At 71.9% G+C, this 25,468-nt stretch carries 26 protein-coding genes and 1 pseudogene; 17 read left to right on the top strand and 10 right to left on the bottom strand.

What is annotated here, in order from left to right:
- Positions 1-74 precede the first annotated feature (74 nt).
- The 3 genes from ACWD5D_RS31895 (at position 75) to ACWD5D_RS31885 (ending at position 4,643) form a co-directional block, all read left to right on the top strand.
- Complete coding sequence (locus ACWD5D_RS31895) at positions 75-1,547, top strand: aldehyde dehydrogenase family protein (protein ID WP_451376249.1); 1,473 nt, start codon at positions 75-77, stop codon at positions 1,545-1,547.
- Between the two features lie 56 nt (positions 1,548-1,603).
- A complete protein-coding gene (locus ACWD5D_RS31890) occupies positions 1,604-2,971 on the top strand; it encodes an aminotransferase family protein (protein ID WP_451376248.1) in 1,368 nt (455 codons plus the stop codon).
- A gap of 163 nt (positions 2,972-3,134) precedes the next feature.
- The gene (locus tag ACWD5D_RS31885) at positions 3,135-4,643 is read left to right on the top strand and encodes an APC family permease (protein ID WP_451376247.1); all 1,509 of its coding nucleotides are present in this window, start codon (positions 3,135-3,137) and stop codon (positions 4,641-4,643) included.
- Positions 4,644-4,706: 63 nt separating this feature from the next.
- On the opposite strand, the gene ACWD5D_RS31880 is transcribed toward ACWD5D_RS31885, so the two are convergent.
- Positions 4,707-5,381 carry an NUDIX hydrolase gene (locus tag ACWD5D_RS31880; protein WP_451376246.1) on the bottom strand — a complete coding sequence of 225 codons (675 nt, stop codon included), beginning with the start codon at positions 5,379-5,381 and terminating at the stop codon, positions 4,707-4,709.
- A complete protein-coding gene (locus ACWD5D_RS31875) occupies positions 5,362-6,234 on the bottom strand; it encodes a TetR family transcriptional regulator C-terminal domain-containing protein (RefSeq protein WP_451376245.1) in 873 nt (290 codons plus the stop codon). Before ACWD5D_RS31875 ends, ACWD5D_RS31880 begins: the two co-directional genes overlap by 20 nt.
- 306 nt (positions 6,235-6,540) lie before the next feature.
- On the opposite strand from ACWD5D_RS31875, the gene ACWD5D_RS31870 reads away from it, so the two are divergent.
- The 6 genes from ACWD5D_RS31870 (at position 6,541) to ACWD5D_RS31845 (ending at position 14,033) form a co-directional block, all read left to right on the top strand.
- Complete coding sequence (locus tag ACWD5D_RS31870; RefSeq protein ID WP_451376244.1) at positions 6,541-7,431, top strand: SDR family NAD(P)-dependent oxidoreductase; 891 nt, start codon at positions 6,541-6,543, stop codon at positions 7,429-7,431.
- Positions 7,428-9,521 (top strand): acetate--CoA ligase family protein, encoded by a 2,094-nt coding sequence (locus tag ACWD5D_RS31865; protein ID WP_451376243.1) that lies wholly within the window; start codon positions 7,428-7,430, stop codon positions 9,519-9,521. Before ACWD5D_RS31870 ends, ACWD5D_RS31865 begins: the two co-directional genes overlap by 4 nt.
- A gap of 45 nt (positions 9,522-9,566) precedes the next feature.
- The gene (locus ACWD5D_RS31860; protein WP_451376242.1) at positions 9,567-10,748 is read left to right on the top strand and encodes an acyl-CoA dehydrogenase family protein; all 1,182 of its coding nucleotides are present in this window, start codon (positions 9,567-9,569) and stop codon (positions 10,746-10,748) included.
- A complete protein-coding gene (locus ACWD5D_RS31855) occupies positions 10,745-11,485 on the top strand; it encodes an enoyl-CoA hydratase/isomerase family protein (protein ID WP_451376241.1) in 741 nt (246 codons plus the stop codon). Before ACWD5D_RS31860 ends, ACWD5D_RS31855 begins: the two co-directional genes overlap by 4 nt.
- On the top strand, positions 11,482-12,963 hold the full coding sequence (locus ACWD5D_RS31850) for a purine-cytosine permease family protein (RefSeq protein ID WP_451376240.1): 1,482 nt from the start codon (positions 11,482-11,484) through the stop codon (positions 12,961-12,963). Before ACWD5D_RS31855 ends, ACWD5D_RS31850 begins: the two co-directional genes overlap by 4 nt.
- A 203-nt stretch (positions 12,964-13,166) precedes the next feature.
- Positions 13,167-14,033, top strand: a complete 867-nt coding sequence (locus ACWD5D_RS31845; RefSeq protein WP_451376239.1) for a 3-hydroxybutyryl-CoA dehydrogenase — start codon at positions 13,167-13,169, stop codon at positions 14,031-14,033.
- 123 nt (positions 14,034-14,156) lie between these two features.
- On the opposite strand, the gene ACWD5D_RS31840 is transcribed toward ACWD5D_RS31845, so the two are convergent.
- A complete protein-coding gene (locus ACWD5D_RS31840) occupies positions 14,157-14,747 on the bottom strand; it encodes a TetR family transcriptional regulator (protein WP_451376238.1) in 591 nt (196 codons plus the stop codon).
- A gap of 120 nt (positions 14,748-14,867) precedes the next feature.
- Here ACWD5D_RS31840 and ACWD5D_RS31835 point away from each other — a divergent pair, with 120 nt between their 5' ends.
- Positions 14,868-15,824 carry an SDR family NAD(P)-dependent oxidoreductase gene (locus ACWD5D_RS31835; protein ID WP_451376237.1) on the top strand — a complete coding sequence of 319 codons (957 nt, stop codon included), beginning with the start codon at positions 14,868-14,870 and terminating at the stop codon, positions 15,822-15,824.
- 44 nt (positions 15,825-15,868) lie between these two features.
- Here ACWD5D_RS31835 and ACWD5D_RS31830 read toward each other — a convergent pair whose 3' ends face one another.
- The 5 genes from ACWD5D_RS31830 to ACWD5D_RS31810 all read right to left on the bottom strand — a co-directional run bounded on the left by ACWD5D_RS31830 (position 15,869) and on the right by ACWD5D_RS31810 (position 20,081).
- Entirely contained in the window at positions 15,869-16,333 is a 465-nt protein-coding gene (locus tag ACWD5D_RS31830; protein ID WP_451376236.1) for a MarR family winged helix-turn-helix transcriptional regulator, read from the bottom strand.
- Positions 16,334-16,502: 169 nt separating this feature from the next.
- On the bottom strand, positions 16,503-17,717 hold the full coding sequence (locus tag ACWD5D_RS31825) for an acyl-CoA dehydrogenase (RefSeq protein WP_451376235.1): 1,215 nt from the start codon (positions 17,715-17,717) through the stop codon (positions 16,503-16,505).
- 6 nt (positions 17,718-17,723) lie between these two features.
- Positions 17,724-18,746 (bottom strand): phosphotransferase family protein, encoded by a 1,023-nt coding sequence (locus ACWD5D_RS31820; protein WP_451376234.1) that lies wholly within the window; start codon positions 18,744-18,746, stop codon positions 17,724-17,726.
- Positions 18,747-19,045: 299 nt separating this feature from the next.
- Positions 19,046-19,513: a hypothetical protein gene (locus ACWD5D_RS31815; protein ID WP_451376233.1), complete on the bottom strand. Its 468-nt coding sequence runs from the start codon at positions 19,511-19,513 to the stop codon at positions 19,046-19,048.
- 226 nt (positions 19,514-19,739) lie between these two features.
- Entirely contained in the window at positions 19,740-20,081 is a 342-nt protein-coding gene (locus ACWD5D_RS31810; RefSeq protein WP_451376232.1) for a selenium-binding protein SBP56-related protein, read from the bottom strand.
- 208 nt (positions 20,082-20,289) lie between these two features.
- Between ACWD5D_RS31810 and ACWD5D_RS31805 the strand changes: the two genes are divergently transcribed.
- The 3 genes from ACWD5D_RS31805 to ACWD5D_RS31795 all read left to right on the top strand — a co-directional run bounded on the left by ACWD5D_RS31805 (position 20,290) and on the right by ACWD5D_RS31795 (position 22,192).
- Positions 20,290-20,688 carry an SseB family protein gene (locus tag ACWD5D_RS31805; RefSeq protein ID WP_451376231.1) on the top strand — a complete coding sequence of 133 codons (399 nt, stop codon included), beginning with the start codon at positions 20,290-20,292 and terminating at the stop codon, positions 20,686-20,688.
- A 48-nt stretch (positions 20,689-20,736) separates the two neighbouring features.
- Positions 20,737-21,852 carry a hypothetical protein gene (locus ACWD5D_RS31800; RefSeq protein ID WP_451376230.1) on the top strand — a complete coding sequence of 372 codons (1,116 nt, stop codon included), beginning with the start codon at positions 20,737-20,739 and terminating at the stop codon, positions 21,850-21,852.
- Between the two features lie 67 nt (positions 21,853-21,919).
- Positions 21,920-22,192 carry a hypothetical protein gene (locus ACWD5D_RS31795; RefSeq protein WP_451376229.1) on the top strand — a complete coding sequence of 91 codons (273 nt, stop codon included), beginning with the start codon at positions 21,920-21,922 and terminating at the stop codon, positions 22,190-22,192.
- 7 nt (positions 22,193-22,199) lie between these two features.
- Here the strand turns inward: ACWD5D_RS31795 and ACWD5D_RS31790 are convergent, their stop codons facing one another.
- Together ACWD5D_RS31790 and ACWD5D_RS31785 are read right to left on the bottom strand one after the other, a co-directional pair.
- On the bottom strand, positions 22,200-22,598 hold the full coding sequence (locus ACWD5D_RS31790; protein WP_451376228.1) for a MarR family winged helix-turn-helix transcriptional regulator: 399 nt from the start codon (positions 22,596-22,598) through the stop codon (positions 22,200-22,202).
- Positions 22,599-22,670: 72 nt separating this feature from the next.
- Positions 22,671-23,021, bottom strand: coding sequence for a VOC family protein (locus ACWD5D_RS31785; RefSeq protein ID WP_451376227.1), 351 nt, complete (start codon positions 23,019-23,021; stop codon positions 22,671-22,673).
- Positions 23,022-23,229: 208 nt separating this feature from the next.
- Here ACWD5D_RS31785 and ACWD5D_RS31780 point away from each other — a divergent pair.
- The 4 genes and pseudogenes from ACWD5D_RS31780 to ACWD5D_RS31765 all read left to right on the top strand — a co-directional run.
- Positions 23,230-23,429 (top strand): annotated as a pseudogene (locus tag ACWD5D_RS31780) (ArsR family transcriptional regulator); the annotation flags it as partial.
- 109 nt (positions 23,430-23,538) lie between these two features.
- A complete protein-coding gene (gene crcB, locus ACWD5D_RS31775) occupies positions 23,539-24,000 on the top strand; it encodes a fluoride efflux transporter CrcB (protein WP_451376226.1) in 462 nt (153 codons plus the stop codon).
- 146 nt (positions 24,001-24,146) lie between these two features.
- Entirely contained in the window at positions 24,147-24,521 is a 375-nt protein-coding gene (crcB, locus tag ACWD5D_RS31770) for a fluoride efflux transporter CrcB (RefSeq protein ID WP_451376225.1), read from the top strand.
- An 82-nt stretch (positions 24,522-24,603) separates the two neighbouring features.
- On the top strand, positions 24,604-25,440 hold the full coding sequence (locus ACWD5D_RS31765) for an undecaprenyl-diphosphate phosphatase (RefSeq protein WP_451376224.1): 837 nt from the start codon (positions 24,604-24,606) through the stop codon (positions 25,438-25,440).
- Positions 25,441-25,468: the final 28 nt, after the last annotated feature.

The raw sequence follows: 25,468 nt of genomic DNA, 5'->3' as shown, positions 1-25,468 counted from the left end.
GACGGCCCACGCCGCACGAGATCCGAACGGGCATCGGTTCGCCCACGTCCCACGACGCAATCGAAGGCCACAGCATGCAGACGTACTCCCACTGGCGGCAGCGCGCCGCAGACCTCGTGCCCCGCACGCGCCTCTTCATCGACGGAGCGTGGGCCGACCCCGCCGAGGACCAGTGGCTCCCGACCGTGAACCCGGCGACCGGCAAGACCACCGCCCAGGTGGCGGTGGGCTCGGCCGCCGACGTCGACCGGGCCGTGGCGGCGGCCCGCACCTCCTTCGAGGACGGCCGCTGGTCGCGCACCGCACCGGCGGAGCGCAAGCGGGTCCTGCTCGCCCTCGCCCGCCTCATCGAGGAGAACAGCGAGGAGCTCGCCCTGTGCGACACCCTCGACATGGGCAAGCCCATCGCGGAGTCCCACGGCACCGACGTGCCCGGCGCGGCCGGCGTGTTCGCCTGGTACGCCGAGGCCCTGGACAAGCTCTACGACGAGGTCGCCCCGGCCCCGCCCGGCAACCTCGCCCTCGTGCGCCGCGCACCGCTCGGTGTCGTGGGCGCGGTGGTCCCGTGGAACTTCCCGCTCGACCTGGCGAGCTGGAAGCTGGCGCCCGCGCTCGCCGCGGGCAACAGCGTCGTGCTGAAGCCGGCCGAGCAGTCACCGCTGTCGGCGCTGCTGCTGGCCGAGCTCGCCGCGCAGGCCGGTCTGCCCGACGGCGTGCTGAACGTCGTACCCGGACCGGGGGAGACCACCGGGCGTGCGCTCGGCCTCCACGCGGACGTGGACACCCTCGTCTTCACCGGCTCCACCGCCGTGGCCCGGAAGTTCCTCGCCTACTCGGCCGAGTCGAACATGAAGCAGGTCTGGCCCGAGGCCGGCGGCAAGAGCCCCAACGTGGTCTTCGCCGACGCCGACCTGGAGGCAGCCGCGGAACGCGCCGCCTGGGGCTTCGCCTACAACGCCGGGCAGGTGTGCTCGGCCAACACCCGGCTGCTCGTCGAGGCCTCCGTCGCCGAGGAGTTCACGGCCAGGGTCGCCGAACACGCCCGCACCTGGCAGCCCGGCGACCCGCTGGATCCCGCGACCCGCCTCGGACCCCTCGTCGACGAGGCCCAGGTGGACCGCATCCTCGGCGCGCTGGCGGCCTCGGGCGGCACCCTCGCGTGCGGCGGCACGCGCCCCGACCGGGACGGCGCCTACCTCGACCCCACCGTCGTCACCGGCCTGGGACCGGACGCCCCGCTCGTACGGGAGGAACTCTTCGGCCCGGTGCTGACGGTGCTGCCCTTCCACGACGAGGCCGAGGCGGTCCGCCTGGCCAACGACTCCGCCTACGGCCTGGCCGCGTCCGTGTGGACGCGGGACCTGGGCCGCGCCCACCGCGTCGCCGACGCCGTGCGCGCGGGCACCGTGTCGGTCAACACCGTCGACGCCCTCAGCCCGTTCACGCCCTTCGGCGGATTCAAGCAGTCCGGCCACGGCCGTGACCTCTCCCTGCACTCCTTCGACAAGTACACGGGCCTGAAGACGACCTGGATCGCCTACGGCTGAGCCCGCAGGCCCCCTCGCCCTCCCGTCACCGGAACCGACCAAAGGACACACCGCTCATGACCCTCGACACCGCCGCCCTCACCAGCCTGGACCGAGCGCACATCATCCACCCCTACCTGCCGGGAAGCGCCGCCGAGCGCGTCATCATGACCGAGGGCGCCGGCTGCCGCCTCACCGACTCCGAGGGCCGCAGCTACCTCGACGCCACCGGTGGTCTGTGGCTGGCCCAGGTCGGCCACGGCCGCACGGAACTGGCCGACGTCGCCCACGAGCAGATGAAGAAGCTGGAGTACTTCACCAGCTTCTGGGAGTTCTCCAACGAGCCCGCCATCGCCCTGGCCTCCCGGCTGGCCTCCCTCGCCCCCGACCCGCTCAACCACGTCTACTTCACCTCGGGCGGCTCCGAGGGCAACGAGGCGGCCATCAAGATGGCCCGCTACTACCACCACCGGCGCGGCGAGAGCAGCCGGACGTGGATCCTGGCCCGCAGCAAGGCCTACCACGGCATCGGCTACGGCGGCGGCTCGGCCACCGGCTTCCCCGTCTACCACGAGGGCTTCGCCCCGATGATGCCGCACGTCTCCCACCTCACGCCCCCGTGGCCGTACCGCTCCGAGCTCTACGGCGACCAGCCGCTGAGCCCCGAGCAGGTCACCGACTTCCTCGTCCGCGAACTCGAGGAGCGCATCGCGGAGATCGGCCCGGAGAACATCGCCGCGATGATCGGCGAGCCCATCATGGGCGTCGGCGGCATGCTCGTCCCGCCGGCCGACTACTGGCCGCGGGTGCGCGAGGTCCTCGACCAGCACGGCATCCTGCTGATCTTCGACGAGGTGGTCACCGCCTACGGCCGCGTCGGCGAGTGGTTCGCCGCGCAGTACTTCGGCGTCACCCCGGACATCATCGTCACCGCCAAGGGCATCACCTCCGGGTACATCCCGCTCGGTGCCCTCATGGTCGCCGACCACGTCGCCGAGGTCCTCCTGCGTGACCACGGTTTCCCCATGGGCTACACGTACAACGGCCACCCGGTCGCCACGGCGGTCGCCGCGGCCAACCTCGACATCATCGAGAAGGAGGGCCTGCTCGCCCGCGCGACCAGCCTGGGCGCCCACCTCCACGGCGAACTGCAGGCCCAGCTGGGCGACCTGCCGATCGTCGGCGAGATCCGCTCCGTCGGCATGATGCTCGCCGTCGAGCTCGTCCAGGACCGCACCACCCGCACGCCGCTGCCGCTGAACCCCGACCGGATGCCCCACGACGTCATCCGCCGCGAGACCGGCGTCATCGTGCGCGACTCCGCGCACAGCCTGGTGCTGTCCCCGCCGCTGATCATGACCGAGGGAGAGGCCAAGGAAGTGGCCTCGGCGCTGCGCGGCGTCCTGGAGCGCACCGAGCCGAACGGCGAGATCCGCGGCGCCTGACGCCTGCCGGGAGGCCCGGTCCGGCACCGGGCCTCCCGCCCCGCACCGGGCCTCCCGCCCGGCGATCGGCCTCCCGTCCAGCACCACCCGGCACGGAACCCACACCGTCACGGCGCACGCAGGCGCCACCTCGCAGTGCTCCCTCCCCTCCTAGGAACCGCCCGTGTCCTCCAGCCTCTCGTCGACCGACTCGCGCGCACCCGAAACGGCGACCGGCCTGCAGCGCAGTCTGAAGCGCTTCGACATCACCGCCATGGCCATCGCCGCGGTCATCTCCTTCGACACCGTCGGACAGATCGCCACCGGCGGCGGCGAGGCCGCCACCTGGACGGCGGCCCTCGCCCTCCTCTTCCTGGTCCCCTACGCCCTGCTCTTCGCCGAGACGGGCGCCGCCTTCCCGCAGGAAGGCGGCCCGTACGTCTGGGTCCGACTCGCCTTCGGCCGCCCCGCGGCCGCACTCACGACCCTGTTCTACTGGGTCACCAACCCCATCTGGCTGGGCGGCTCACTGGTCTTCCTCGCCGCGCAGACCTGGGACGGCTTCGTCTTCCACCTGGGCTCCGGCACCGTCGCCGACTACGTCTTCAAGCTGCTGTTCGTCTGGATCGCCATCCTCACGGCCATCGTCTCCCTGCGCCGCGGCAAGTGGATCACCACGGTCGGCGCGGCGATGAAGGTCCTCTCCCTCGCACTGTTCACGCTCACCGCCGTGCTCTACGGCGTGCGGCACGGCTTCCAGGGCCTCTCCGACACCCACTTCACGCCGACGACGGCCGGCTTCCTCTCCCTCGTGCCGATCCTGCTGTTCGCCTACGTCGGCTTCGAGGCCCCCAACGCCGCCGGCGAGGAGATGCACGACCCCCAGCGCGACGTCCCCGTCGCCCTCGGACGCTCGGCGGCCATCGCGGCCTGCTGCTACCTGCTGCCCGTCCTCGCCCTCCTGGCCGTCGTACCCGTCCACCAGGTCACCGGCATCGGCGGCTTCATGGAAGGCGCCCGCCTCGTCTTCGGCGTCTACGGCGGCGCGGCCGGCCCCCTGCTGAAGATCACCGCCGTGATGTTCGTCTTCGCTCTCCTCACCCAGGGCAGCGCCTGGATGATCGTCAGTGACCGTATGCAGGCGATGGCCGCCGCCGACGGCGGCTTCTTCAGCCGCTCCCTCGGTGCCTTCCACCCCCGGCTCGGCACGCCCGTGCGGACGAACCTGCTCTCCGGGGCCGTGGCCACCCTGTTCATGCTCGCCGCCATGCGGCTCGCGAACGGGGACGCGGCCGCTGTGTTCGCCGTGGTCCTCACCGTGGCGGTCACCACCCTGCTGCTGTCCTACCTGGTGGTCGTTCCGGCCCTGCTCGCCCTCCGGCTGCGCCGGCCGGACGTCCCGCGTCCCTACCGCGTCCCCTTCGGACAGCGCGGCTTCCTGGTGTGCGCGGTCCTGGTCTACGCCTGGATCCTGGTCGGCTCCTGGTCGGCGCTCTTCCCCGGAGTGCTGGAGCACCTCTTCGGCATCGACTACGTCTTCCACGACGTCTGGGGTGTCTCCCGTGCCGCGTTCGAGGCGTTCACGCTGGGCACCGTCGCCGCGCTGCTGCTGATCGGCGCCGTCGGCGTCATGGTGGCCCGCCGCCAAGACGGCGTGCCGGCCACGGCCGCCGAGGCCGAACTCAAGGGGTGACGCTCACCCCGAGGTCGTCACGAGGCATCACCGCGGGGCCCGGCCCCGCGGTGATGCCTCGTCTCATCTGCGGGTGAAGGCCGGTTGCGCGAGCTCGGCGACCCGGGTCGGGCGGCCGAGCAGGGCCACCTCGCGGAACTGCCACAGCAGTGCTCCTGTCGGCGCGTGGATCACCATCCCGCGCCGCAGCGGCATTTGCAGCAGACGCCGGCCGTCGGAGTCGGTGTGCCAGTGCGGCAGATCCGGGTCCGTGAGCCGGCGCAGCGGGATCGGGTGCAACGAGTGCACCTCCCGCGCGTCACGTACAGGGCGTACGGGCGCCGGGGGAACGACGACCACCGGAGTGATGACGAAACCGGAGTCGGTGACGAAGTCGTCGAGCACGCCCGCGACATCGGCCGGCTCCGCCGAGATCCCCGTCTCCTCGCCCAGTTCGCGCAGCGCCGCCTGCACGGGAGTCTCCGCCCCGTCCAGCCGGCCGCCGGGCAGGGCCCACTGCCCGGCGTTACGACCCCGGGCGACCCGCTTGATCAGCATGACGTGAGGCTCACCGCGGCGCCGGAACAGGGTGAGGCACACCCCGGCGCGCCGGACGCCCGGGGGAACCGTGGCCTCGCGCCGCTCGAACGCCGCGAGGTTGGCCCGCACCCGGGCCTCGACGTCGCCGATCCCGGCGCGGGCCCCGACCTCGCCGGGATCGGCGGCGGAGCCCTCCGTGTCAGTCGTCGCTGCCGTCATGCGATCCGCCTTTCCGCGCGAGGAGTTCGCGCTCGATGAAGTCCAGCAGGACGCCGCGCATCCGCTCCGCCGTCACTTCCGGCGAGCCCGTCAGCACCTGGATGGCCAAGCCGTCGGTGAGCGCCGTGAGGCCCAGGGCGAGTCGCTCCGCGTCCGCGTCCGCCCGGAACTGCCCCTGCCGCTGCCCCCGGCGCACGATCCGGACCACGGTCTCCCGCCAGCGGGCGTAGAAGCCGTTGTGGATCGCGCGCAGTTCGGGGCGCAGCGCGGTCTCCGCCCAGAACTGCAGCCAGACCAGCCACTCGTCTCGCACCATGTCGGCCGGCAACTGCATGTCGATGAGCCTCACCAGCCGCTCGTACGCGCTGTCCACGGCCCTCAGCTCGACGCTCTGCCGCTCGAAGGCACTGGTCACGCAGTGCAGCAGCGCCGCGTTCAACACGTCCTGCTTGGTGGGGAAGTAGTAGTGCACCGCGCCGCTGCTGGTGCCGCAGGCGCGGGCGATGTCGGCGATGCGCACCGAGTGGTAGCCCTGCTCGGAGATGAGCTTCCAGGCCGCCTGGAGGAACTCGGTGCGGCGCCGGTCGTCGCCGTTGCCCTCCGCGTCGACGGGATCGGCCGACCGCCGCTCGGGCGCCGGGGCCGGTCCGGTGCCGCGGCCGTGCATCAGCCAGTCCACGCTCACTCCGCCCGCCGCGGCCACGGCCGACAGCTCGTCCGCCGTGAAGCGGCGGTTGCCCTGGAGCGACTTGGAGAGCTTGGTCGGCTCGAGGCCGATGCGTGCGGCGAATGCCCGTTGGGTGACCGCGACCGTGTCGATGACGCGGCGCACGCGCTGCGCTGTCTCGTCCATGCTGCCGCACCGTAGTGCCTGAGTTGCCTAAATCGCAATACCCCAGGTGTGGGTACTTGTTCCCCGGTGAATCGGGTCTTCATAGAAAACGGCAGGTTGCGAGCCTATTGACAGCACCTTCGAGCCCGTCCCAGAGTGAGGGCAATTCCCAACCGACGCATCAGTCAGTCGATGTGCCGATCCAGGTCGACAACCGTGCCATGCCTGGGAGTTCCCGTCCTCTCGCGGGCCGGGAACGTCCGAACACCGCGTGGCCGGCCCGGATCACCGGCACAGAACCGGGACACGGCACAGAAAGAGAGCACCGTGGGCACCTCACCACTGCGCCCTGACGTGCACGACGGAAAGGTCGTGCTGATCACGGGTGGAGGCACCGGCATAGGCCGGGCCGTCGCCAGGGACTTCGCCGCCTGCGGGGCGCGCGTCGTCGTCTGCGGGCGGCGCCCCGGCCCCCTGGACGATGTACGCGCCGAGATCGAGGCCGCCGGCGGCACCTGTCTGGCCGTGCCGGCGAACATCCGCGAGGAGGGCGCGGTCACGCACGTCGTGGACGCCGCCCTCGCGGAGTTCGGCCGGATCGACGTGCTCGTCAACAACGCCGGCGGCCAGTTCACCGCCCCCGCCGAGGACATCACCTCCAAGGGCTGGCGCGCGGTGCACGACCTGGCCGTCGACGCCGCCTGGGCCATGACCCGCGAGGTCGCCGTCCGCTCGATGATCCCCAACCGCTCCGGGGCCGTGTTCTTCGTCGCGTTCTCCCCGCGGCGCGGCATCCCGGGCATGGTGCACGCCACCTCCGCCCGCGCCGCCCTGGAGAACCTCGCCGCCGGACTGTCCCTGGAGTGGAGCCGCTACGGCATCCGCACCGTGTGCGTCGCCCCCGGCACCATCGCGACCGAGGGGATGGAGGACGCGTATTCCGAGGACGACCGCCGGCGCTGGGAACAGGCCGTACCCATGGGCCGGCTCGGCCGCGCTGACGAGGTCTCCGGGGTGCTCTCCTTCCTCGCCTCGCCCGGCGGCTCGTACATCACCGGCACCACGATCGTCATCGACGGCGGCGTCGACGCCTGGGGCACCGGACACCCGGTCCCGGCCCTGGAGCACACCGACGACCCGGCCGATCCGTCCGTCCTGTCCCATCCGTCCGACCTCGACAGCCCCCACACCGTGGACGCTCTGAAGGTGGCCCCGTGACCCTCACCCTCCCCGCCGACGCGGCCTTGCCCAGCGCCGCCGCCCGCGATCTCTCCGCCCTCTTCGACCCCGCCTCCGTGGCCATCGTCGGCGCCAGCAACGACGAGACCAAGTACGGCAACTGGATCGCCGTACAGGCCCTGCGCAGCGACCACCAGCGCCCCGTCCACCTCGTCAACCGGCGCGGCGAGCCCGTGCTCGGCCGCCCCGTCCACCGCCGCGCCGCTGACGCGCCGGGCGGCGTCGACCTCGCCGTCATCGCCGTGCCCGCCGCCGCGTTCGCGGACGCCGTCGACGACGCGCTCACCGCCGGCGCCCGCGCCATCGTCGGCATCACCGCCGGCTTCGCCGAACTCGGAGAGGAGGGCAGGCTGCGCGAGGCAGCGGTCGCCGAGCGGATCCGAGAGGCCGGCGCCGTCCTGCTCGGCCCCAACTGCCTCGGCGTGCTCGACACCACCAGCGGACTGCGCCTCGCGTCCAACGACATGCCCGCGGGCTCCGTGGGGTTCATCTCCCAGAGCGGCAACATGGCGCTCGAACTCAGCCGCCGACTGGAGCGGGACGGCCTCGGCTTCTCCCGGTTCGCCTCCCTCGGCAACCAGGCCGACCTCACCGCCGCCGACCTCGTGCGCAGCTACACCGCGCACGACGGCACCGAGCTGATCGCGCTGTACTGCGAGGACTTCGGCGACGGACGGGACTTCGCCGACGCCGCCGCCGACGCCGTACGGGCCGGCAAGCCCGTCGTCCTGCTCACCGTCGGCGCCGGACAGGCGTCCCAGCGCGGCGCCCGCTCCCACACCGGGGCGCTGACCAGCGACTCCGCGGTCATCGACGCCGCCTGCCGGGCCGCCGGCGCGGACCGGGTCTCGACCGTCGCGGAACTCGCCCATCTGCTGGGCGCGTTGTACCGCAACCGCCGGGGCGGCGGGCGGCGCGTCGCCGTCGTCGCGGACGGCGGCGGCCACGCAGCCGTCGCCAGCGACGTCGCCGAGGCGCACGGCCTGCTGGTCCCCGAGTTCGGCGCCGGGCTGAGCACGTCCCTGGCCGCCGAACTCCCGGCCTCCGCGGGCACCGCCAACCCGGTCGACCTCGCCGGGGCGGGCGAGCAGGACATCACCTCCTTCGGCCGCGTCCTCGACCTGGCGCTCGGCGCCGACGAGGTCGACGCCGTCCTCGTCACGGGCTACTTCGGCGGCTACGGCGGCTACGGCGCGGCACTCGCGGACGCCGAGACCGCCACCGCCCGGGTGATGGCCGAGCACATCCGCGCCCACGGCAAGCCGGTCGCCGTCCACACCATGTACGCGGACCGGCCCGCCGCACGGGAACTGCACGACCAGGGCGTCAGCGTCTTCGGCTCCGTCGAGCACGCCGCCCGCGTCCTCGGCCGGATCGCCGACCGCGCCGAACGGGGAGCCCCGCACGTTCCGGCGCTGCCCCGGCCCGCCGCGCCGGTCGTGGCCGACGACTACTGGACCGCCCGCGAGCTGCTGCGCGACGGCGGCCTTGTCTTCCCCGCCGCCCACCTGGTCCGTAGCGAGGACGAGGCGGCCGCGGCGGCCCGGGAGATCGGCGGGCCCGTCGTCCTCAAGGCCATGGGGCTGCTGCACAAGTCCGACGCCGGCGGCGTCGCCCTCGGCCTCGCCGACGAGGCCGCGGTACGTGCCGCACACGCGGACATGGCGCGGCGGCTCGACCCGCCCGGCTACTGCGTCGAGGCCATGGCCGACACGGCGGGCGGCGTCGAACTCATCGTCGGCGTACGGCGCGACCCCCGCTTCGGGCCGGTGGCGCTGGTCGGTCTCGGCGGCATCTTCACCGAGGTGCTGCGCGACGTCCGGCTCGCCCTCGCCCCCGTGCGCGCGGACGAGGCGGAGGAACTGCTGACCCGGCTGAGCGCCGCACCCCTGCTGCGCGGTGTCCGTGGCCGGCCCGCCGTCGACCTGGCCGCGGCGGCGCGGGCCGTCGAGGCGGTCACCGCCGTCGCCGCCGCGCACCCCGAGATCGCCGAGCTGGAGGTCAACCCCCTGCTCGCCACCCCGAAGGGCTGTCTGGGCCTGGACGCCCGCATCGTCCTCGACGCCTGACCCTCAACACCCCCTGTAAATACCGCTGTACAAGGAGACACCCGCATGGACTTCGCCTACACCCCGCGCCTGACCGACCTCAAGGAACGCGCCGCCGGACTCGCGGCCAAGATCATGATCCACGAGGACGCCTGCGAGGCCGACAACGGTCTGTCGCCCGAGGTGCTCGGCACCATCCGCGACGAGGTCCTCGCGAGCGGACTGCAGGCCGTCAACATGCCGGCCGAGTGGGGCGGCGCCGGGCTGACCATCCTGGAGCAGGTCGTCGTCCAGGAGGAGCTCGGCAAGCTCACCAACGCCCTGTGGGACACCGTGTGGCGGCCCGCCAACGCCCTGTCCGCCTGCACCCCCGAGCAGCGCGAGCGCTACCTCGTCCCCGACATCCTCGGACAGCGGCGTGACGCCGTCGCCATCACCGAGGCCGACGCCGGATCCGACCCGCAGGGCATCACCACCACCGCCACCCCGACCGCGAACGGTTACCGCATCGACGGCGAGAAGTGGTTCGTCACCGTCGGCGACGCCGCCGACTTCTTCCTCGTCCTCGCCCTGGTCGGGGAGGAGAAGGCACCCACCCTCTTCCTCGTCGACAAGGACCTGCCGGGCATCCGCCTCAAGCGCGTCCCCCGCTACATGCACACCTTCGTCTACGAACACCCCGAGTACGTCTTCGAGGGCGTCGAGGTCGGCGCGGACGCGGTCCTCGGCGAGATCGGGGGCGGCTACGACCTGACCCGCAGCTGGTTCACCGAGGAGCGCCTGATGATCGGCGCCCGCACGGTCGGCGCCGCCGAACGCGCCCTCGCCCTGGCCAGCGAGTGGGCCCGCGAACGGGTCCAGGGCGGAAAGGCCCTGATCGAGCGTCAGATGATCCAGGCCATGCTTGCCGACTCCGCCGTCGACATCGCCGTCAACCGCGCCTTCGTCCACCAGGTGGCCTGGGAGTTCGACCAGGGCGGCGACCGCAAGACCCTGCACGCCAAGGCGGCGATGGCCAAGCTGTCCGCCTCCGAGGCCGCGGGCCGCGTCGTCGACCGGGCCGTCCAGATCTTCGGCGGCCGCGGCTACATGCGCGACTACCCGGTCGAGCGCCTCTACCGCGAACTGCGCGTCGACCGCATCTGGGAGGGCACCTCCGAGATCCAGCGCCTCGTCATCGCCAACGAGATCGGCAAGCGGGGCCTGGGCATGCTGGACTTCCCGACGACCGGAAACACCGCCGCGTGAGCGCCGGCACCGTGGAGATCCGGCGCAGCGGCGGCACCGCCGTGCTGACGCTGCGCCGGGAGGCCAAGCTCAACGCCCTCTCCACGCACCTGGAGCGCGAACTGCTGCGCGCCCTGGACGACAAGGCCGTCACCACCAGCCGCGCCGTCGTCGTCACCGGCGGCAGCCGGGTCTTCTCGGCCGGCGCCGACACCGGTGAACTGCGCGAGATGACCCCCGAGGCCATCGCCGCCTACTACCGCGACTCCGGCGCCGTCTACGAGAAGCTGGCGGCCCTGCCCCAGCCCACCGTCGCCGCCATCGCCGGCTACTGTCTCGGCGGCGGCCTGGAGCTCGCCCTCGCCGCCGACTTCCGGGTGGCGGACCCGACCGCGCGACTCGGCCTGCCGGAGGTGGGCATCGGGATCCTGCCCAGCTCCGGCGGGACCTACCGCACGGCACGAGCGGTCGGCCCGGCCCGCGCCCGCGAACTCGTGCTGCGCGGCCGCCGCCTGACGGCCGACGAAGCCCTCGCCTGGGGCCTGCTCACCGAGATCAGCGAGCCGGGCGGGCACGTGGAGCACGCCCTGCGACTCGCCGACGAACTGGCCGCGCTGCCGCCGCTCGCGGTCGCCGTGACCAAGAGGGTCATCGACGCCGCCGCGGAATCCTCGCGCGAGTCCGCCCTGCTGCTGGAGCAGTTGGCGTACGCCGCCCTCAACCAGGCAACCCACCCACCGAACGAGGACACGACATGACCGTCACCTCGAACTCGACATCCGCCCCGGCGCATCCAGCCGGCACCGGCCGCCCGGTCATCGAGACCCACTCCATCGACTACGTCCCCCTGGCCGAACGCCACGGCAGGGTATGGCACCTGTTCCCGGTGTGGTTCGCCGGAGACGCCCACCTCGCCACCGTCGCCACCGGTGCCATCGGGGTCACCCTCGGCGGAAACCTGATCTGGACGGCGATCGCCGTCGTCCTCGGATCCGCCTTCGGCACCTTCTTCATGGCCTTCCACTCCACCCAGGGCCCCCAGCTGGGGCTGCCCCAAATGGTGCAGTCCCGGCCGCAGTTCGGCTTCGTCGGCGCCCTGCTCGTGTGGGTCACGGCACTGGTGACGTACATCGGCTACACCGCGTTCAACCAGATCCTGGTCGGCCGCACCCTGGAGCATCTGGCCGGGGTGCCCGACCCGGCGAGCTACATCGGCTACGCGGTGGTGGGCATCGTGCTCGCGGTGGTCGGCTACGACTTCATCCACCGGGCGTCGCGCTGGCTGACCTACCTGATGTTCGCGGCCCTGGTCGTGTTCACCGTGGGCATCGCGGTCGCGGCCCCCTTCAGCCCCGACCAGCTCGACCTGGGCGCGTTCACCCTCGCCCCCTTCCTCGTCCAGTTCTTCACGGCGGCCGTCTACCAGCTCTCCTGGTCGATCTACGTCTCCGACTACTCCCGCTACCTGCCGCCGACGGTGGGCGTGCGCTCCTCGTTCTGGTGGACGTACCTCGGCGCGACCATCGGCGGTGCGTGGATGATGCTGGTGGGCACCGTGGCGGCCGGGCTGTTCCCGAAACTGGCCCTCGTCGAGTCGGTCATCGCCGCCGGCGACAAGGTCTTCCACGGCTTCGGCACCACCCTGCTGCTGGTGTCGGTCGTCCCGCTGATCACCATCGGTACGCTCAACTTCTACGGCGGCAGCCTGACCCTGCTGTCCAGCATGGACTCCATCCGGCAGATCCGGCCCACCGTGGCCAAGCGGGTGGTCACGCTGATCGTCGTCGGCCTGCTGTCGACCGCGATCGCCTTCGGCTCGGACGAGTCGTTCCTGCGGCAGTTCGAGCACTTCCTGGTCATCCTCGGTTACCTGTTCACTCCGTGGACGGCGATCAACCTGGTCGACTTCTACGTGGTGCGCCGCGGCCACTACTCGATCCGGGAGATCTTCAACCCCCGCGGTATCTACGGTCGGTGGAGCTGGCGCGGACTGGTCAGCTACGTCGTGGGCTTCGCGTCGATGATGCCGTTCGCCGTCGTGGGCGACCACATGGGCCCCGTGGCACGGTGGCTCGACGGCCTGGACGTCACCATGATCGTCGGACTGGCCGTCTCGGCCGGTCTGTACCTGGTGGTCTGCCGGTCGCTGGACCTGACGAGCGAGCGGGCGCGCGTCGCCGACGCCGACGCGGGCCTGGACCCGGACCACCCGGCACCCGTGGCGCACGCCGGGTGAGCTCGGCCGTCCCCGTGCCGTTCGGTACGCCGGTCCCGCAGGCGGACTCCTTCCGGGTCCCCTTGCGGGACGGCGTCCGCCTGGCTCCTCCCGCCTCACGGGCAGCACGCAAAGGCTGCTCACCGGCGGCGCGGACGGCGCGTACCTGGAGTTCACCGTCGCGCCGGCCCAGTACACCCATCAGCGAAGGGACATATGACCCCATGGACACCATCCACCGCATCGGCGTCGTGGGCGCCGGCCTCATGGGGTCGGGCATCGCGGAGGTCTGCGCCAGGGCCGGGCTGGACGTACGCGTCGCCGAGACCGGACCCGACGCGCTGTCCGCCGGACGACGGCGCATCGAGCAGTCCCTGGCACGCGGCGTACGCAGCGGAAAACTGTCGGACGCTGACCGGGAGGCCGCTCTGGCCCGCGTGCATCCGACCACCGACCTCGGGGACTTCGCGGACCGGGACCTGGTGGTCGAGGCCGTCGCGGAGAGCGAGCAGCTCAAGGTCGACGTCTTCGCCACGCTCGACAAGGTCGTGGAACGGGAGGACGCCATCCTCGCCTCCAACACCTCGTCGATCCCGGTCATGAAGCTCGGCACCGCGACCACCCGGCCGGAACGGGTCGTCGGCATCCACTTCTTCAACCCGGTCCCGATCCTCCCCCTGGTGGAACTGGTCCCCTCCCTGCTGACCGGCGCGGAGACCCGTCGGCGCGCGGAGCGGTTCGTCACCCGCACACTGGGCAAGCACGTCATCCGTGCCACCGACCGCGCCGGGTTCGTGGTGAACGCCCTTCTGGTCCCGTACCTGCTGTCCGCCGTCCGGATGCTGGAATCGGGCCTGGCCTCGGCCACGGACATCGACCAGGGCATGGTCCTCGGCTGCGCCCACCCGATGGGCCCGCTGGCCCTCGCTGACCTGATCGGTCTCGACACCACGCAGGCGATCGCCGAGTCGATGTACGCGGAGTTCAAGGAGCCGCTGTACGCGCCGCCCTCGCTGCTGCTGCGCATGGTCGAGGCCGGTCACCTGGGCAAGAAGACCGGTCGCGGATTCCACGACTACACGGCCACCTGAGGCGGCGTGCCGGGCGGGCGCGGCCGGGGGTGCCCACAGACGTGTCGGGGATGCCGTCCGTGAGTGCAGTGCGTCGAGACCGCCGCCGTTCGCGCGCGGCGGGGGCCGATGTCCGGAGCCGGGCTACGACCCGTCGGCCGGCCGCGGCGCGCTGATCCGGCGGGCGGCCTCGACGACCGCCGCGCGGTGCCGGTCCAGCCGCTCCGCCGCCCAGGACTGCCCGGGTGCCTCCGCCTCGGCGCCCTCGGCGGCCCAGAACCAGGCCTGGGCAACGGCGAGCACCATGGTCAGCAGATCGGCAGGCTCCATCTGCCCGGACAGGTCGCCGCGCTGCTGCGCGCCGGCCACTTCGGCGGTCTTCTGCAGGAAGGCATCCGGCTCGGGTCCGGTGGCGGCGGGGCGCTCCAGCAGCTTCCACAGGCGCAGGCGCATCAGATCCGGCCTGGCGACGAGGTGGTCGAAGATCGCGCCCGCGTATCCGGGCAGATCGTCCACGTCGAACGGCACCGACTCGGCGCCGGCCGTCAGCGCTCGGCGCAGCACCTCGTCGAACAGTTGCTCCTTGTTGCCGAAGTAGACGTAGATCAGCCGCTTGTTCACGCCCGCGGTCTCGGCGATCCGGTCCACCCGGGCCCCGGCGATGCCGTAGGCGGCGAACTCGGTGAAGGCGGCGTCGAGCAGCCGGGCCTTGGTGGCGGTGGAGTCCCGTGACATGTCCGCCACCCTACCAAGTAACTATCTAGTTATTGACATGGATGCCGGGGAGGTCTACGGTCTTGTAACTATCCAGTTAGTTATGGGATGCCCCCATCCCGACGTCAGGAGATTCGTCCCATGTCCGTTCCTCAGACCCCCCACACGTTCGGAGTGAGCACCACGGCCGCCGAGGTGATCGAGGGTGTGGACCTTCACGGCCGCAGGGCCGTCGTCACCGGAGCCAGTTCCGGGATCGGTGTCGAGACGGTCCGGGCGCTGGCCGCGGCCGGCGCCGACGTCACCCTCGCCGTGCGGGACACCGCCGCGGGCGCACGCGTCGCGGCCCGACTCGAAGCCGAACTCACGGACTCGGCAGGAAAGCTGACCGTCGCACGGCTGGACCTCGCCGACCGGTCCACCGTCGCCGGGTTCGTCGCGGACTGGAGCGGTCCGCTGCACATCCTGGTCGGCAACGCCGGCGTCATGGCGTTCCCGGAGCTCACGCGCACGCCGGACGGCCGGGAGGCGCAGTTCTCCGTCAACCACCTGGGCCACTTCGCGCTCGCCGTCGGCCTGCACCGGGCTCTCGCGGCGGCGGACGGCGCGCGCGTGGTCTCGGTGAGCTCCATCGGCCATCTCTTCTCGCCGGTCGTCTTCGACGACCTGGACTACCGGTTCCGGCCCTACGACCCCTGGACGTCCTACGGGCAGTCCAAGACCGCCAACGCCCTGTTCGCCGTCGGTGCCGCCGAGCGCTGGGCCGACGACGGGATCACCGCCAACGCCCTGATGCCGGGCAACATCGGCGACACGTCGCTGGCCCGGTACGTGAGCGCGGATCAACTGGCCTCGTTCATCGACATGACCGGGCTGGCGCTGCCGCCCGGCAAGACCGTGGAGCAGGGCGCCGCGACCTCGGTGCTGCTGGCCGCCTCGCCGACCGTGGAAGGCGTCACCGGCCGTTACTTCGAGGACTGCGCGCAGGCTGAACCGGTCACCGGACGAGCCGGCGCCCTCGCCGGTGTCGCGCCGTACGCCGTGGACCGGGAGAACGCGGACCGGCTGTGGAGTGTGTCCGAGAAGCTTGTCGGCTAGGAAGGGCCGGGTGCGGGTGCGGGGTAGGGGCGCACCTGGCGGCCCTACTGCTCCTCGCGGTCCTGGCGGTCCCGGATCACGCGGGCCAGCGCCGGGAGTGCGACCGTCACCGCGTGCTGCTCCTGCTCCGACAGTTCGTCGATGAGCTGCCGCAGAGCCTCGGAGCGCTCGGCCCGCCGGTGCCGGAACACCTCCAGGCCGGTTTCGGTGGCCTCGACCAGCACGCCCCGGCCGTCGGTACGGTCGGCGGTGCGGCGTACCAGGCCCGCGCGCTCCAGGCGCGTGACGAGCTGGGTCATGTTCGGCTGCGAGACGTTCTCCGCGCGGGCCAGTTCGGTCAGCCGCTGCGGGCCCTCGCGGCCCAGTCGGCCGAGCGTCGAGGAGGCCGCCGTGCTCAGGCCGCCGGCCGTGGCGCTCCGGCGTACGTACCGGACCAGCTCCTCCACGGCGATCATCAGGTCCTCGGCCGGCACATTCCGGGGAACGTGCTCCATAACGTGCTTATGCATAACTAAATGATGCAGGCCCGCGCACCCGGAATCAAAGCGCGCGCCCCGTGTCCGGGCGGGAGGGGCGGTGCGAAGGGGCCGTACGAAGGGCCGGCCGTACCAAGGGGCGGGCCGTACGAAGGGGCGGTGTGCGGGGCTTTCGGCGTCCCGCGTACCGCCCCTCCCCGGTTCACATGTATTTCTTGAGCTCCCGGCGGGCCAGCGAGCGCTGGTGCACCTCGTCCGGGCCGTCGGCGAGCATCAGCGTGCGGGCCCCGGCGTACAGCTCGGCCAGCGGGAAGTCCTGGCTGACGCCGCCGGCGCCGTGCAGCTGGATGGCGCGGTCGAGGATGCCGACGACCGCACGCGGGGTGGCGATCTTGATGGACTGGATCTCCGTGTGGGCGCCCTTGTTGCCGACGGTGTCCATCAGCCAGGCCGTCTTCAGCACCAGCAGCCGCAGCTGCTCGACCGTCACCCGGGCGTCGGCGATCCAGTTCTGGATCACGCCCTGCTGGGCCAGGGCCTTGCCGAAGGCGGTGCGGGAGACCGCGCGCCGGCACATCAGCTCGATCGCGCGCTCGGCCATGCCGATGGCCCGCATGCAGTGGTGGATGCGACCGGGGCCGAGGCGGGCCTGGGCGATGGCGAAGCCGCCGCCCTCCTCGCCGATCAGGTTGGACACCGGGACGCGCACGTTGTCGAAGATCACCTCGGCGTGGCCGCCGTGCCAGTGGTCCTCGTAGCCGAACACCTGCATGGCGCGCTTGACCGTGAGACCCGGAGTGTCGCGGGGGACCAGGACCATGGACTGCTGGCGGCGGATGTCCGCACCGTCCGGGTCCGTCTTGCCCATCACGATGAAGATCTTGCAGTCCGGGTTCATCGCCCCGGAGATGTACCACTTGCGGCCGTTGATGACGTAGTCGTCACCGTCCCGCTCGATGAGGGTGGTGATGTTGGTGGCGTCGGAGGAGGCCACCTCCGGCTCGGTCATCGCGAACGCCGAGCGGATCTCCCCGGCCAGCAGGGGCTCCAGCCACTGCTTCTTCTGCTGCTCGCTGCCGAACTGGGTGAGCACCTCCATGTTCCCGGTGTCGGGCGCGGCGCAGTTCAGCGCGGTGGGCGCGAGCTGCGGGGAGCGGCCGGTGATCTCGGCGAGCGGCGCGTACTGGAGGTTGGTCAGCCCGGCGCCGTACTCGGAGTCCGGCAGGAAGAGGTTCCACAGGCCCTGCCTGCGGGCCTCGGCCTTGAGCTCCTCGACCACCGCCGGGGTCTCCCACGGCGAGGCCGGCTCGGCCCGCTGCTCCTCGGCGACGGCCTCGGCCGGGTGGACGTGCTCGTCCATGAAGGCGAGGAGCTTGGCGCGCAGTTCCTCGGTGCGCGCGTCGAACGCGAAGTCCATGTCCGGTCAGCCTTCCTGGAGGGTGGTGAGTCCGTGGTCGATGAAGACGGGCACGAGGTCGCCGATCCGGTCGAAGCCCTGCCCGACCGTCTGGCCGAGGGTGTAGCGGTAGTGGATGCCCTCGAGGATCACGGCGAGCTTGAACCAGGCGAACGCCGTGTACCAGGAGATGGCCGAGACGTCGCGCCCCGAGCGCGCCGCGTACCGTTCGATCAGCTCCTGCGGTGAGGGGTGCCCCGCCGCCTCGGCGGTGGTGGAGACCGGAGAGTCGGGCATGCCCAGCGGCGTGCAGTACATCACCAGCAGGCCCAGGTCGGTCAGTGGGTCGCCGAGCGTGGACATCTCCCAGTCGAGGATCGCCTTGATCGTGTCGTCGGCGCCGATCAGGACGTTGTCCAGGCGGTAGTCGCCGTGCACGACCGTGGGAGCGGGGGAGGTGGGCAGGGAGCGCCCGAGAGCCGCGTGCAGTTCGTCGATGCCGGCCAGCTCGCGGTTGCGGGAGGCGTCCAGCTGCTTGCCCCAGCGGCGCAGCTGGCGGTCCAGGAAGCCCTCCGGGCGCCCGAAGTCCGCGAGGCCCACTGCGGCCGGGTCCACCGAGTGCAGCCCGACCAGCGTGTCCACCAGGGACAGCAGGGCGTTGCGGGTGCGTTCCTCGCCCAGCGGGGAGAGTTGGTCGGCGGTGCGGTACGGGGTGCCCTCGACGAACTCCATCACGTAGAACGGCGCCCCGAGCACCTCCTCGTCCTCGCACAGCAGCACCGGGCGGGGGACCGGTACCTCGGTCGGGTGCAGGGCGCTGATCACCCGGTGCTCGCGCTTCATGTCGTGCGCGGTGGCCAGCACGTGGCCGAGCGGAGGGCGCCGGACGACCCACTTGGAGGAGCCGTCGGACAGCATGTACGTGAGGTTCGACCGTCCGCCCTCGATCAGCCGGCCGGTCAGCGGGCCGCTGACCAGGCCGGGCCGCTCGCGGTCTAGCAGTCCGCGCAGCCGGTCGAGATCGAGTCCGGGCGGGTGGTCGGCGCTCATGCGGCACTCCTGGAAGGCGGGACGGCAACGGGTCGGACTCAATCATCCTGACTAGTCGGTATGTCGTCCAGCCGCAGGGCGGAACGTGATCAGGGTCTCTCACGGTAGCCGCGCCGCACCTCACCGGCACGGCGCCGATCCGGCGAGCCTGACGGGGCCCGTGCCCCGCCCCTCGCCCGTGCCGGACGGTGCTGCCGCACGAGGTCGCCGACAACGAGAACCCAGGCATCGGATCTTCGAAGAAGACGTGCGCATGACTGGCCGCTCTCCCTCGATGCCCGGCAGCCGAGGGCTGCGGGTCACGGTGCCGCCGGTCGGGGCTCCTCGCCGTCGTAGGCCGCCAGCGCGGCCTGGCGGCATTCCAGCAGGTCGCCGAGGTCCTCGGGGGTCACGTGCTCCCGGGCCAGTGCCACCGTGGCCCTGGCCTCGACCGAGGCCCATGCGTGCCGGGCGCGCTTGTTGGCGCGGCGTCTGGAGTCGCTGCGCAGGAATCCGGCTCCCGCCGCGAACCCGGCGGCGGCCAGAGCGGCGAGGGCGGCGGGAACGCGCACGTCCGCCGAGGCCAGGCCTGCCGCTCCCGCCGTGCCCGCGAGCAGGGCCGCGGGGAAACCGAGGGCGATGTCCGTCTTGGCCCAGAACTCGGCCCGGCGGTGGGCGAGTGTCCTCTGGCGCGTCGCCTCGTCTCTCAGTCGCTCGATCTCGGCACGCAGGTGCTGCGCGGGCTCGTGCGGACTCCGGCGGGTGGTTCCGTCAGCGGGAGTGGCCATGAAGTAATTCCAACACGCCTGTGTCATAAGGTAATTGGTAAGTCCGGACAGCCTTTGGGTGCGGCGGAGGTGAGCTTTCCACGATGGAACCCGCGACGTGGTGCAGTCGATCCTGCCGATGATCTCCACCGTCGCTCGGCTGCGTACTGCCCGGAATCCTGCGCGGGAAACCGGGGCGGCAACCGTCGAGGGCCCGGCGGCGCCGGCGCTCGCGGACGGCAAGCGGTCAGCGGCGGTAGCAGTACGAATCCGAGGACGCGTCGCCGCCCTGGAGGCGCGTCTGGTGCACGCGCAAGCCGAGGAAGTCCGAGCCGTGCGGGAAGAATCGGCTGTCGACGGCGAGCCCTCCGTGTGTGGTGTCGGCGTCGAGTTTGACCATCCACGGGTCGATTCCCGCGGGATAGATCTGTGCGTCCCAGGCGCAGCAGGGCGGCGATGACGGCGCACAGCACCGGACAGACGGCCGCGAGGCCCCACAGGACGGTGTGGAAGGCGGAGCCGTAGGCGTGGGCGAGGAAGTCCACGAAGCCGCCCCGGTCCGCGGCCCCCGACAGCTCGGCCCCCCCAACTCGAAGCCCGGGCGGGCCGGGAGGTCATCACCGCCGACCGGGTTTCCGCGATCTCCACGACCGGCCGCCTCTCGCCATCGTCCGGGCGCGGGCCCTCCCCGGAATCCTCACGCATGCCCGGGGCGCCTCGGGGTACGCGGGGCGGGAGCACGTCCGGGCATCCGCCGCGGACGTGGCCGTATCACCGCCGCTACCAGGGGATCTGCCATGGACACACCCGCATACGACGACCTTCCGACGCCGGCCCAGCAGGCGCTCGACGCGCTGGCCGTGAACGCCGAGGACCAGGCCGCCCTGGACACCCTCGCCCACAGCGAGGTGCTCGTCCCGGTGCCGGACGACGCGGCCGAGGCCGAGACCACCGACCCCTCGACGGTCGCCCTGCCCGTCCTCGAACAGCCCGGAGGCGACCCGGTCGTCCCCGTGTTCACCACGGAGGGGATGATGGCCGAGCTGCTGCCGCAGGTCTCCCGCTACCGGCTGATACCGCTCGGCGCGCTCGCCTCCCAGTGGCCCGAGGAGGACCTGTCGCTCGCGATCGACGGCAGCTCGCCCCACGGGCTCACGCTCACCTCGCACGGGGTGCGCACCCTGCTCGCGCGGTGAGCCCAGGGTGAGCCGGGGCCCCGCCCCGCCAGACGACACAATGTCCGTATGGAATGGATATCCGGCGTGGCCGGCGGACTGGTTCTCGTCCTGGTCCTCGGCAGTATCCTGCGCACCCTCGTCGTGCCCCGAGGTCTCTACTCCTCGCTGGTGTTCCGGCTGTGGTGGCTGCTGCGCAGGCTGCTCCGGCTCACCGCCCTGCGCGGCGGCTACGACGCCATCGACCGCGCCCAGACCTGGCTCGCCCCGCTGATGCTGGTCGGCACCCTCGCCACCTGGCTCGCCGGGGCCCTGCTCGGCTACGGGCTGCTGCTGTACGCGGTGTCGCCGCTGTCGTGGACCACCGCGTTCCGCGAGGCCGGCTCCAGCCTGTTCACGCTGGGCTTCGCGAGCGGCACCCGGCTGAACCTGTCCGTGATCGACTTCATGGCGGCGGCCACCGGCCCGGTCCTGATCGCCCTGCAGATCGCCTACCTGCCCACCCTGTACGGCGCCTACAACCGTCGGGAACTGGAGGTCACGTTGCTGCAGGCGCGGGCCGGGGAGCCCGCCTGGGGGCCGGAGATCCTCGCCCGGCAGTGGCTGGTCGACACCGAGACGGCGCTGCCCGAGCTGTACCGGGCGTGGGAGCGCTTCGCCGCGGACATCGGCGAGAGCCACTCCACGTACCCGGTCCTGCTGACCTTCCGGTCCCCGCGCCCCTACCGCAACTGGCTGGTCGGACTCATCGCCGTCATGGACGCGGCCGCGCTGCAGCTCGCCCTGGACCCGCGGACCGCCCCGCCGGAGGCCCGCCTGGTGCTGCGCGCCGGATTCACCGCCCTGCGCGACATCGCCCGCGCACTGCGCATGTCCTTCGACGCCGATCCGCTGCCCGACACCCCCATCCTGCTCACCTTCGAGGAGTTCGACGAGGCCGTCGCGATGATTCAGACGGCCGGCTTCCGGGCGGAACGGTCACCGAAGGAGGCATGGCCCCACTTCCGTGGCTGGCGGGTCAACTACGAGGCGGTCGCCTACGAGCTGTGCCGCCGCTGCGACGCCGTACCCGCGCTGTGGACCGGCATGCGTGACTTTTCCGGTGAACCCGTCTCGCCGCTGCGCCCGACGGACCGCCGGCCGCCCGACACAGGACGACCCCAAGTTCCCCCCGCCTCCGGGTAGTTTTCCCGCCCTTCGGAGGGAAGACCCCAGCGGAAAGGTCCGGACGTGTTCGAAGGAGCCGATGATCGTGAGGGTCGTTCTGCTGGGCACCGCCGCCGGGGGCGGCTTCCCGCAGTGGAACTGCGCCTGCGCGCTGTGCGCGGCCGCCCGGGACGGCAGACTGCCCTCCCGAACCCAGGAGTGCGCCGCCGTCACCGGCAACGGCCGTGACTGGTGGCTGCTCAACGCCTCGCCCGACCTGCGCACCCAGCTCACCGCCACGCCGGTATCACCCGCACGCGCGCGTGTGACGCGGCAGGGGGTGGAGGTCCTGGACGACGGGACGGAGCTGGTGATCTAGTGCCGGCCTAACCGGCCGGTTCGGCCAGCATCCGCTCCAACACCGCTCGCTGCAGCGGCAGTACCTCGGCGTACAGGTCGCGGCCCTTGCGGGTGAGCCCGACCCACACCCCGCGCCGGTCCTCCGCGCACACCGAGCGTTCGACCAGGCCCTCCTTCTCCAGCCGGCCGATCAGCCGGGACAGCGCGGACTGGCTGAGATGCACCCGCCCGACCAGGTTCTGCACCCGGCACTGGTCGCCCTCCTGGGGCGACGCGGTGGCCAGGAGGTCCAGCACCTCGAAGTCGCTGGCGCCCAGCCCGTGCGGGTGCAGGACGCGGTCGATCTCGCACATCGTGTGCGCGTGCAGCGTGAGAATGTCCCGCCAACGCTGCTCGAGCCGGGTGTCGGCCGTCTTCACTGCCATACCGGCACCGTAGCACCGATTCGGCCAGTCATTGAGCGTGCAACTACTGCGAGTGCAAGGGGCTCATGAGGCTCAGGAGACCGGGTCCTGGAGCAGCCCCACCATGTTCCCGTCCGCGTCCTTCACCGCGGCGACGAGCCGGCCGCCGCCCACGTCCTGCGCGTCCTGCACCAGTTCCGCGCCCGCCGCCAGCAGAGCCGCGAGCCGCTCCCGCAGATCGGTCACGTGCCAGTACGGCACCGGCCCCGTGAGCCCCTTCGCGTGCCCGTTCGGGTCGAGGCCTACGTCCTGCCCCTCGGCCTTGAAACCGACGTAGTAGGGCTCGTCCGCGTACGGCTCGACCCCCAGCAGGGCGGTGAGCAGGGTCTTCGCCCGCTCAAGGTCCTTGACCGGGTAGATGATCGTCTGCAGGCCGGCGCTCATGGCACTCACTCCTTGTCGATGCGTGGACCGACGGTTCTTTGTCGGTGCTCTCACGCTAGGCAGGGGGAGCCCGCGGCCGCTTCTCCGATCCTGCCCGGTCGCGGCGGCGGCCCTCTCCGGCTGCGACGACGGGCTCCCTCGCCGTGCCCTCACTGGCTGTGCAGCACCTCGGCGACGGTGAGCCGGGCCGCCCGCCGGCCGCTGCCACCGCGATCCCGCCGAGACCGGCGTCACCGCGCGGGCCGTCGCCGCCAAGCTCGGCGTCCCCGCTGGACCGCCGCGGCCCATCTCGACTTCCTCACCCGCCTCGGAATGCCGCGCACCCGGCGGATCTGCTGCCGCACCCACTACCGGCGCGACGAGACCCGCATCGCCGAGGTGCTCCGCGTCTTCGAGAACGGCTGGTGAGCGGCGCCCCTGCGCGGCTCACGCCCGCGGGACGCCGGACGGCCCGGCAGTACCCTGGTGCCCGGCCGTGATCACCCGCCGGGCAGGGCCGGACAGGAGACCCACCGATATGACAGCCCCGGAAGCGGAGAGCGTCCGCGTCCGCCCCGGACCGACGGGGCGGTCCGAGTGGCGTACCCAGGCCCCCGTCGTCGCCGTGGTCGCCGCGGGCGGTGCCCTCGGCGCGACCGCCCGCTACGCACTGACCCTGGCCTGGCCCACCACTCTCGGCCACTTCCCCTGGGCGACGTTCTGGACCAACGTCGTCGGCTGCGCCGTGATCGGCGTCTTCATGGTGCTGATCACCGAGGTGTACCCGGCCCACCGCCTGGTGCGGCCCTTCTTCGGCACGGGTGTGCTCGGTGGTTTCACCACCTTCTCCACCTATGCCGTCGACATCCGGCGACTCGTCGACGCCGGCCAGGCCCGTACCGGCCTGGTCTACCTCGCAGCGACCCTGCTCTGTGCCCTCGCGGCGGTGTGGCTGGCCTCGGCCGCCGCACGCCTGGTCTTCCTGCGGAGGCGGGGATGACCTCACTCACCGGCCGGGCCCCGCGGGGCCCGGGCGCCTCTTCCCGCGTCCCCACCTCAGGGCCGATCTCCCGCAGGGAGGACCTGCGCGTGGCGATCCGGCCCGGACACGGCGGACCGTACCGACCCGAAGGGTAAGAACTCGTTGTGAACTGGGTGCTGGTCGTCCTGGGGGCCGTGGTCGGCGCGCCCCTGCGCTATCTCACCGACCGCGCGGTCCAGGCCCGCCACGACTCGCTCCTCCCCTGGGGCACTTTCGTGGTGAACATCACCGGTTGTCTGATCCTGGGCCTCCTCACCGGCGCCGCCTCCGCCGGAGCGGCGGGCCCGCATCTGCAACTCTTGCTGGGGACCGGCCTGTGCGGCGCCCTGACGACGTACTCGACCTTCTCCTACGAGACTCTGCGGCTGACCGAGGCCGGCGCCTGGCTCTACGCTGCCGTCAATACCGTCATGAGCGTGGTGGCGGGTCTCGGCGCCGCCTTCGCCGGGGTCTGGCTCGCCGGAGTCCTTTGGACGTAGCGCTTGCCATCCGCCCCCCGGGACCGTGCATAGTAGGACCGTCTACAGCACTGTCGACCAACTATCCCCAGAACTGGATCCCATGAGCGCCATCTCCGTCGGTCAAGCCGTCGTCCTCGGAGTCGTCGAGGGGGTGACCGAGTTCCTCCCCGTGTCCTCCACCGGCCACCTCAAGATCACCGAGGGGCTCATGAACATCCCCGTCGACGACAAGTCCGTCGTCGGGTTCTCCGCCGTCATCCAGGTCGGCGCCATCGCCGCCGTGCTCGTGTACTTCTTCAAGGACATCAAGCGGATCGTCTCCGCGTGGTTCCGCGGTCTGACCAACCGCGAGGAGCGCTACCACCACGACTACAAGTTCGCCTGGTGGGTGATCTACGCGACCATCCCGATCGTCGTGGTCGGCCTGGCGGCCAAGCCCCTGATCGACGGCCCGCTCGCCTCGCTCTGGGTGGTCGCCGGCTCCTTGATCGTCGGTTCCGGTGTGATGTGGGCGGCGGACCAGATGGGCCGCCACAAGCGGGGTGAGGACGACACCTCGTTCAAGGACGCGATGCTCGTCGGCTGCTCGCAGATCCTCGCCCTGCTCTTCCCCGGCTTCTCCCGCTCCGGCGCCACCATGTCCACCGCGCTCATCCTGGACCTGGACCGCGTCGCCGCCACCCGGCTGTCCTTCTTCCTCGGCATCCCGGCCCTGACCGGCGCCGGTATCTACGAGCTGAAGGACGCGCTGGGCGCGGGCGTCGGCGCCGCCCCGCTGGCCGTCGGCACCGTCGTGTCCTTCGTGGTCGCCTACGCCTCCATCGCCTGGCTGCTCAAGTTCGTCGCCAAGCACTCCTTCAACGCCTTCGTGATCTACCGCATCGTGATCGGCGTGGGCCTGCTCGGCCTGCTCGCCACGGGCACGCTCAGCGGCTGAGCGAACCTCTCACCACCCACGGGGTGCG

This window comes from Streptomyces sp. NPDC002520, from assembly GCF_053595235.1.
Note: the sequence above shows the minus strand (reverse complement) of the source record. Positions and strands in the feature narration are given on the sequence as shown.

Bases quoted from the DNA above. Each gene is read 5' to 3' on its own strand.
- ACWD5D_RS31895 (WP_451376249.1), top strand. From the start codon at position 75: ATGCAGACGTACTCCCACTGGCGGCAGCGCGCCGCAGACCTCGTGCCC.
- ACWD5D_RS31890 (WP_451376248.1), top strand. From the start codon at position 1,604: ATGACCCTCGACACCGCCGCCCTCACCAGCCTGGACCGAGCGCACATC.
- ACWD5D_RS31880 (WP_451376246.1), bottom strand. From the start codon at position 5,381: ATGACGGCAGCGACGACTGACACGGAGGGCTCCGCCGCCGATCCCGGC.
- ACWD5D_RS31875 (WP_451376245.1), bottom strand. From the start codon at position 6,234: ATGGACGAGACAGCGCAGCGCGTGCGCCGCGTCATCGACACGGTCGCG.
- ACWD5D_RS31860 (WP_451376242.1), top strand. From the start codon at position 9,567: ATGGACTTCGCCTACACCCCGCGCCTGACCGACCTCAAGGAACGCGCC.
- ACWD5D_RS31850 (WP_451376240.1), top strand. From the start codon at position 11,482: ATGACCGTCACCTCGAACTCGACATCCGCCCCGGCGCATCCAGCCGGC.
- ACWD5D_RS31845 (WP_451376239.1), top strand. From the start codon at position 13,167: ATGGACACCATCCACCGCATCGGCGTCGTGGGCGCCGGCCTCATGGGG.
- ACWD5D_RS31840 (WP_451376238.1), bottom strand. From the start codon at position 14,747: ATGTCACGGGACTCCACCGCCACCAAGGCCCGGCTGCTCGACGCCGCC.
- ACWD5D_RS31835 (WP_451376237.1), top strand. From the start codon at position 14,868: ATGTCCGTTCCTCAGACCCCCCACACGTTCGGAGTGAGCACCACGGCC.
- ACWD5D_RS31830 (WP_451376236.1), bottom strand. From the start codon at position 16,333: ATGCATAAGCACGTTATGGAGCACGTTCCCCGGAATGTGCCGGCCGAG.
- ACWD5D_RS31825 (WP_451376235.1), bottom strand. From the start codon at position 17,717: ATGGACTTCGCGTTCGACGCGCGCACCGAGGAACTGCGCGCCAAGCTC.
- ACWD5D_RS31820 (WP_451376234.1), bottom strand. From the start codon at position 18,746: ATGAGCGCCGACCACCCGCCCGGACTCGATCTCGACCGGCTGCGCGGA.
- ACWD5D_RS31815 (WP_451376233.1), bottom strand. From the start codon at position 19,513: ATGGCCACTCCCGCTGACGGAACCACCCGCCGGAGTCCGCACGAGCCC.
- ACWD5D_RS31805 (WP_451376231.1), top strand. From the start codon at position 20,290: ATGGACACACCCGCATACGACGACCTTCCGACGCCGGCCCAGCAGGCG.
- ACWD5D_RS31800 (WP_451376230.1), top strand. From the start codon at position 20,737: ATGGAATGGATATCCGGCGTGGCCGGCGGACTGGTTCTCGTCCTGGTC.
- ACWD5D_RS31790 (WP_451376228.1), bottom strand. From the start codon at position 22,598: ATGGCAGTGAAGACGGCCGACACCCGGCTCGAGCAGCGTTGGCGGGAC.
- ACWD5D_RS31785 (WP_451376227.1), bottom strand. From the start codon at position 23,021: ATGAGCGCCGGCCTGCAGACGATCATCTACCCGGTCAAGGACCTTGAG.
- crcB (WP_451376226.1), top strand. From the start codon at position 23,539: ATGACAGCCCCGGAAGCGGAGAGCGTCCGCGTCCGCCCCGGACCGACG.
- ACWD5D_RS31765 (WP_451376224.1), top strand. From the start codon at position 24,604: ATGAGCGCCATCTCCGTCGGTCAAGCCGTCGTCCTCGGAGTCGTCGAG.